Origin of the sequence: Candidatus Enterococcus avicola (genome assembly GCF_047470845.1) — a bacterium.
In the GTDB taxonomy this organism is placed as follows: Bacteria; Bacillota; Bacilli; order Lactobacillales; family Enterococcaceae; genus Enterococcus_D; species Enterococcus_D casseliflavus.
In genome coordinates this window covers 23,319-29,318 of sequence record NZ_JBLGTY010000029.1, presented here as the reverse complement: position 1 = coordinate 29,318, position 6,000 = coordinate 23,319, and the positions used below count along the sequence as shown (strand labels likewise).

Sequence of the window (6,000 nt, the reverse complement as noted above, 5' to 3'; positions counted from 1 at the left end):
CAAAAGGATATTTTGCCATACAAATAACGACCCCCAAAAGTTAGATTTTTTGGTCTAACTTTTGGGGGTCGCTTCATTTCTTGGTCTTTTTTATGGAATCTTCATTAGTTGAATCGTTGAAAGAATTCAATATATTTTGCAAGGATCGTTTCGAAGAAGCTCACTGTATCTGGGTTGATCTCATTGTTTTCATCGATCAAGTTTGTGATACCGCCAATGTAGGCTTCTGGTTGTTGCAGAGTAGGCATATCCAAAAAGACTAATGATTGACGCAAATGATGGTTCGCACCAAATCCAGCGATCGCTCCTGGAGAAACGCTGACGACTAAGGCTGGTTTGCCACCCCAACTGCTTGCACCGTAAGGACGAGAACCAACATCTAAAGCATTTTTCAAGGCTGCAGGAACAGAGCGGTTGTATTCTGGTGTAAAGAAGAAGACACCATCAACGGCGCTTAATGCTTCACGAAATGCTGTCCATTCAGCAGGAACTTTTCCTTCAACTTCCAAATCTTCATTGTAAAAAGGCAAGTTGCCGATCTCGATGAAAGATGCTTCAAAACCTTCTGGTAATAGTGATGCGAATTTTTTCGCTACGAGTTTATTGTAAGAACCTTCCCGCAAGCTGCCGACGATAAAACCGATTTTTTTTGTCATGTAAAATTCCTCCTTGTTGTTTTCTACTCATTTAGCTTACCAAAAGTAAGTGGATAGTGCAAATAAAACGATTTGACCTTAAAAAGCTTTCTCTAATATTCATGATACGCGTCCAGATTCATTCTGGCAAAAGATAACCATGCCGAAAAAACAGTAAAGAAAAACTTTTTTCAGCTGTAAAGAAAAAACTCTTTACACCATCAGAAAAACCTGTTAAACTAGCTCTTGTGATTAAATCAATGGAGGTGTAAATAATGGCAGTAAAAATTCGTTTAAAACGCATGGGTTCTAAAAAGAAACCTTTTTACCGTATCGTCGTAGCAGATTCACGTTCTCCTCGTGACGGACGTTTCATCGAAACAGTTGGTACTTACAATCCTTTACTAGACCCAGCTGAAGTAACAATCAAAGAAGATCTAGTTCTTGATTGGTTATCTAAAGGTGCGCAACCTTCAGATACAGTTCGTAACATCCTTTCTAAAGAAGGCGTTATGAAAAAACACCACGAAGCAAAATTCACTAAGAAATAAGGTGACTTTGGATGAAAGATTTGCAAGAATTAGTCTTAACGATCGTTTCACCACTTGTTACCAAACCTGAGGATATCAAGCTTGAGCTGGTAGAGTCAGATGATTTCTTGGAATATAATCTTACTGTGGCACCAGAAGATATTGGTCGTATCATCGGTAAACAAGGTCGGGTTGCCAAAGCAATTCGAACGATCGTTTACAGTGTACGGACAAATGGACCGAAAAAAGTTCGTTTGAATATCATTGATGGTAAATAAGCAAGAGTGTAAAGCATTTCTCAAAGAGAAATGCTTTTTTTGTAAAATTCATGCTTAAGATGGAGGACAAAAAAGGATGGTTTTGAGATAATCAAAAATGAGGAGGTGCTTGTATGTCTCAACTAATCGCATGGATCGTCGTTCTTTTGATCCTCGTCTTTATTTATAAAATCGGTTCTTTTCTTTGGCGAACGCTAGGGATCTTGTTGTTGCTCTTTTTAATTTGGGTCTATCGTGAGGAGATCATGACGCAATTGAACCAATGGACACAAAACTTTCGTTGGGGCGACCTATCGACGATCGCCAATCAAGTTTGGCAATGGATCAAGGACGGCTTCCAATCACTGCAAAATTGGGTCACTAATCTTTAAAAAATCGACAAAAAAAATGACAGACAATCTGACTTGTTTGTCATTTTTTTTATTGAGGGGTATCCTTTGTATAAGGAGGGGAACATCATGAAAAAAGAACTAGGATTATTTGTTACGCTGCTAACGATCGGAACCTTGGCTGGCTGTACTAATCAAAAAGACCAAGAAACCAGTCAAGCCAGTACAGCTGAAACAACAGCAACGACTATGGTGGAAAGTACCCAAACACAAAAAAGTAGTCAGTCAGAAACCAGTCAATCAACTGCATCGACTAGTCAGGCGGTTTCTGAGGATTCTTCAAATACGAGTAGCACCACAGACATCTATAGCCAAATACAAGCGGTATTCCCTGATCTTGTCTTGCCAAAGGAGGTTCCGCTTGCTTCGGGTAAAGCGTTGAATGCTGCCACAGCTGGCAGTCAATCCGATGCCTCGATTCTTTATTATGGACTTGATCAGCAATTGTCTCTCAATGACAAGGCTTTGAACGAAGAAACACCGCTTGCTGCTTTTCAATCAAAAGAGTATCAATCAGCGGATGAAGCGGCTGCAGCGGTCAATGTAACAGCGGATGATGGCGGACAAGCCGTCGATCTCGGATATGGGATTACTGGGCATATGCAAGGAGCTGCCGGCTCCAGTTATTTGAGCTGGCAAGAAGGAAATTGGTCATTGACTGTTCGAGCAGTCAACCAAGAGGAACAAGATCCAGTTCCGGTTGCCAAAGAAGTGGTAGCGTATCTAGAAGAAGCCATGCTTCCAGCACCTGAGGTCGGTCAAATCACCATCGATATGGGAAAAAATGACCATACAGCAACTACCGTGGTCTGGCAACAAGAAAAGATGCTTCGAACGGTGCAACATCAAGATGCACGTTCAGCATTGGAAATGGCCGTTTCAATGAATCAATAAGTTTCAGATTAGGACATTGCCCCTTTGATCAAGCGTCGAAGGGGCGTTTTTCGTGCGATGATTTTGAGGAAAACAGGGGGCGCTAGGAAACGGCTAGAATTCGCTACTTTGCTATGCTAAAATAGAACAGAAGTTAGAAGAAATGGGGAACGAACGTGACAGAATATTTAAACGTAGGGAAAATCGTCAATACACATGGGATCCGTGGAGAAGTACGAGTGATATCGCAAACGGATTTTCCAGAAGAACGCTACCGTAAAGGGGCTGAATTGACACTTTTTCGTGAAAATAAAGAGCCATTACCATTGATTGTTTCAGGTCATCGCAAACATAAAAATTTTGATTTGTTAACGTTTGAGGGCTATCCCAACATCAACGACGTTGAACCGTTTCGTAACGGCATTTTAAAAGTTACCAAGGATGATTTGGTGGATCTAGCAGAAAATGAGTTTTACTACCATGAAATTATTGGTCTGGAAGTCGTCGAAGAAGATGGCACAGTCATTGGTAAAGTCAAAGAGATCCTTTCACCAGGCGCCAATGATGTTTGGGTGGTACAGCGAAAAGGGAAGAAGGATGCCTTGATTCCTTATATCGAATCTGTTGTTCATACCATCGATCTTGAAAATGGTCAGGTCATCGTTGAGATCCCAGAAGGGTTGTTAGACGATGAGAATTGATGTGCTGACACTATTTCCACGAATGTTTGAAGGGCCTCTTGGAGAATCGATCATCGGTAAAGCACGGGAAAAGGGATTGTTAGAAATCAATGTCTCTAATTTCCGTGATTATTCTGACAACAAACATCAAACAGTGGATGACTATCCTTATGGTGGCGGAGCAGGAATGTTATTAAAAGTCCAACCTGTCTATGACAATATCAAAGCGATCGAAGAAGCGACACCAGAAACGAAAAAGCGGGTGATCCTATTAGACCCAGCGGGAAAACCCTTTGATCAAAAGATGGCGGAAGAATTCTCTACCGAAGAGCACCTTGTTTTTATTTGCGGTCACTATGAAGGCTATGATGAACGAATCCGTTCATTGGTCACTGATGAAGTGTCACTGGGCGATTACGTCTTGACTGGCGGCGAATTGGGGGCAATGGTCATGATCGATGCGACGGTCAGGCTATTACCAGAAGTTTTGGGCAATCAAACCTCCGCACAAACTGATTCTCATTCCACTGGTTTATTAGAGCATCCGCAATATACACGCCCGGCAGAGTTCAAAGGCATGAAAGTGCCGGAAGTTTTGATGAATGGCAATCATAAATTGATCGAGCAGTGGCAATTAAAAGAATCCTTGCGCCGAACGTATCAGCGACGTCCAGATATGCTGGAAACTTATCCGCTGACCGCTGAAATGCAGAAGCTTTTAAAAGAAATTGAAGACGAAGCGAAGACTGGCAAGTAAAATAGTGCCAGTTTTTTTGATATTCTGTGCCATGACAAGAAAATTCTCTTTACAGCCTATGGTCGACTGTGGTAAGATATTTCAGTGAGTGTAAACTCAACTATTACGATGTTCCGCTGGAGCTTTCATGCTTTAAGAATGTTTGGGAATAAGGAGAATGATAAACATGAATCCATTGATTCAAGAACTAACTCAAGAACAATTACGTACTGACATCCCAGCTTTCCGTCCTGGGGACACTGTTCGCGTTCACGCGAAAGTTGTCGAAGGAACTCGCGAACGTATCCAGTTATTTGAAGGTGTTGTCATCAAACGCCGCGGTGCTGGTATCAGCGAAACTTATACAGTTCGTAAAGTATCAAACGGTGTAGGTGTTGAACGTACCTTCCCATTGCACACACCACGTGTTGCACAAATCGAAGTTGTTCGTTACGGTAAAGTACGTCGTGCAAAATTGTACTACTTGCGTGCATTACACGGAAAAGCAGCTCGTATCAAAGAAATTCGTCGTTAATCATTTATTATCAGATGAAGCAAAAGCCCTTGATTTCAAGGGCTTTTTTCTTTTGTTCGGCGTTATGTTCTATCATTTTAAAGTTCTAGAATTGATTAATTGTGGAAAAAGGGTAGGCTGTTACAGTGTTTTCTTTCTTCATGGATAAAAAGACAAAGTACTGGTTATAGTACTTTGTCTATCGAGAGGCTGTCCATTGTTCGGACGAGCGTTTTTTAATTAGCTTTGTCTATTCATCCCTTGAAACAACAACCATAGATTTGATCGTTTTTCGTTCCTGCATATCGGCATAGGCTTGGTTGATATCATCTAAATCATAGGTTTGGGTGAAAACGCGGCCTGGATTGATAGTACCATCAAGCACCGCTTTTAACAGGATTTCCTTATCATATGTTGTGACCGATGCAGATCCTCCCGCAATGGAAATGTTTTGAGCAAAAGTGGAACCGATTGGTCGATCGTCATAGTGAGGGACGCCGACATAACCTACACGACCACCATTATGCAATACACCAAGGGCTTGTGTAATGGCAGCTTCTGTACCAACACATTCAAGAGCAGCATCTGCGCCTCCGCCAAGGATCTCGCGTACCTTCGCGATTCCCTCTTCACCACGCTCAGCCACAACAGCTGTAGCACCTGATTGAAGAGCCATTTCTTGTCGATCTTTATGACGGCTCATTAAAATAATTTGGGAAGCCCCACGCATTTTTGCCGCGATGACAGCACATTGTCCTACGGCACCATCGCCAATCACGACGACTTTATCCCCTTTTTCTACATGTGCACAACGTGCCGCATGATATCCTGTGGGCATAACATCTGCCAAAGTTAAAAGAGACTTGATCATACCTTCCGTATAATCAGCTGGCTGACCTGGAACTTTTACAAGGGCCCAGTTGCCGTAATGGAAGTTGATATACTCAGATTGGAAACCGTTAGACCAATTCGTTGTACCTTGATGACGGTCGCATGTGCCATCAAAGCCGGCACGGCAAGCATCACATTCACCACAACCATGGGTGAAGGGGACGATGACAAAATCTCCAGGTTTCACAGTCGTAATGTCTGGACCGATTTCTTCAACGATTCCTAATGCCTCATGACCATCATTAACTGAATGAGGTTCTTTACTATCGCCATGGGCATACGACCAAAGATCAGAACCGCAAACACATGCTCGGACAACTTTAATAATAACATCATCGGCTGCTTGCAAAGTTGGCTTTTTTACTTCTTCCACTTTAACTAATCCTGCTTTTTCAAAAATTGCTGCTCTCATATAAATCCTTCTTTCTTAAGTTAGTATTGTTAGTATAAATGCTGAAGTTAACTTTAGGTCAA

At 42.0% G+C, this 6,000-nt stretch carries 9 protein-coding genes; 7 read left to right on the top strand and 2 right to left on the bottom strand.

Features of this window, described 5'->3' with window-relative positions:
* Positions 1 to 104: 104 nt before the first annotated feature.
* Positions 105 to 656, bottom strand: a complete 552-nt coding sequence (locus tag ACI3E5_RS16120; RefSeq protein ID WP_005228916.1) for an NADPH-dependent FMN reductase — start codon at positions 654 to 656, stop codon at positions 105 to 107.
* A gap of 254 nt (positions 657 to 910) precedes the next feature.
* Between ACI3E5_RS16120 and rpsP the strand changes: the two genes are divergently transcribed.
* The 7 genes from rpsP to rplS all read left to right on the top strand — a co-directional run bounded on the left by rpsP (position 911) and on the right by rplS (position 4,656).
* Positions 911 to 1,186 (top strand): 30S ribosomal protein S16, encoded by a 276-nt coding sequence (gene rpsP / locus ACI3E5_RS16115; RefSeq protein ID WP_005228917.1) that lies wholly within the window; start codon positions 911 to 913, stop codon positions 1,184 to 1,186.
* Positions 1,187 to 1,197: 11 nt separating this feature from the next.
* Positions 1,198 to 1,443, top strand: coding sequence for a KH domain-containing protein (locus tag ACI3E5_RS16110; RefSeq protein WP_005228918.1), 246 nt, complete (start codon positions 1,198 to 1,200; stop codon positions 1,441 to 1,443).
* 113 nt (positions 1,444 to 1,556) lie between these two features.
* Positions 1,557 to 1,814 (top strand): hypothetical protein, encoded by a 258-nt coding sequence (locus tag ACI3E5_RS16105; RefSeq protein ID WP_005228919.1) that lies wholly within the window; start codon positions 1,557 to 1,559, stop codon positions 1,812 to 1,814.
* Between the two features lie 87 nt (positions 1,815 to 1,901).
* A complete protein-coding gene (locus ACI3E5_RS16100) occupies positions 1,902 to 2,726 on the top strand; it encodes a hypothetical protein (protein WP_325845699.1) in 825 nt (274 codons plus the stop codon).
* Between the two features lie 155 nt (positions 2,727 to 2,881).
* Complete coding sequence (gene rimM / locus ACI3E5_RS16095) at positions 2,882 to 3,406, top strand: ribosome maturation factor RimM (RefSeq protein WP_010749728.1); 525 nt, start codon at positions 2,882 to 2,884, stop codon at positions 3,404 to 3,406.
* Positions 3,396 to 4,142: a tRNA (guanosine(37)-N1)-methyltransferase TrmD gene (trmD, locus tag ACI3E5_RS16090; protein ID WP_115232613.1), complete on the top strand. Its 747-nt coding sequence runs from the start codon at positions 3,396 to 3,398 to the stop codon at positions 4,140 to 4,142. The genes rimM and trmD overlap by 11 nt, the downstream gene beginning before the upstream one ends.
* 166 nt (positions 4,143 to 4,308) lie before the next feature.
* On the top strand, positions 4,309 to 4,656 hold the full coding sequence (gene rplS, locus ACI3E5_RS16085; RefSeq protein WP_002357176.1) for a 50S ribosomal protein L19: 348 nt from the start codon (positions 4,309 to 4,311) through the stop codon (positions 4,654 to 4,656).
* A 229-nt stretch (positions 4,657 to 4,885) separates the two neighbouring features.
* Here the strand turns inward: rplS and ACI3E5_RS16080 are convergent, their stop codons facing one another.
* On the bottom strand, positions 4,886 to 5,938 hold the full coding sequence (locus ACI3E5_RS16080; protein WP_015510131.1) for a zinc-binding dehydrogenase: 1,053 nt from the start codon (positions 5,936 to 5,938) through the stop codon (positions 4,886 to 4,888).
* Positions 5,939 to 6,000: the final 62 nt, after the last annotated feature.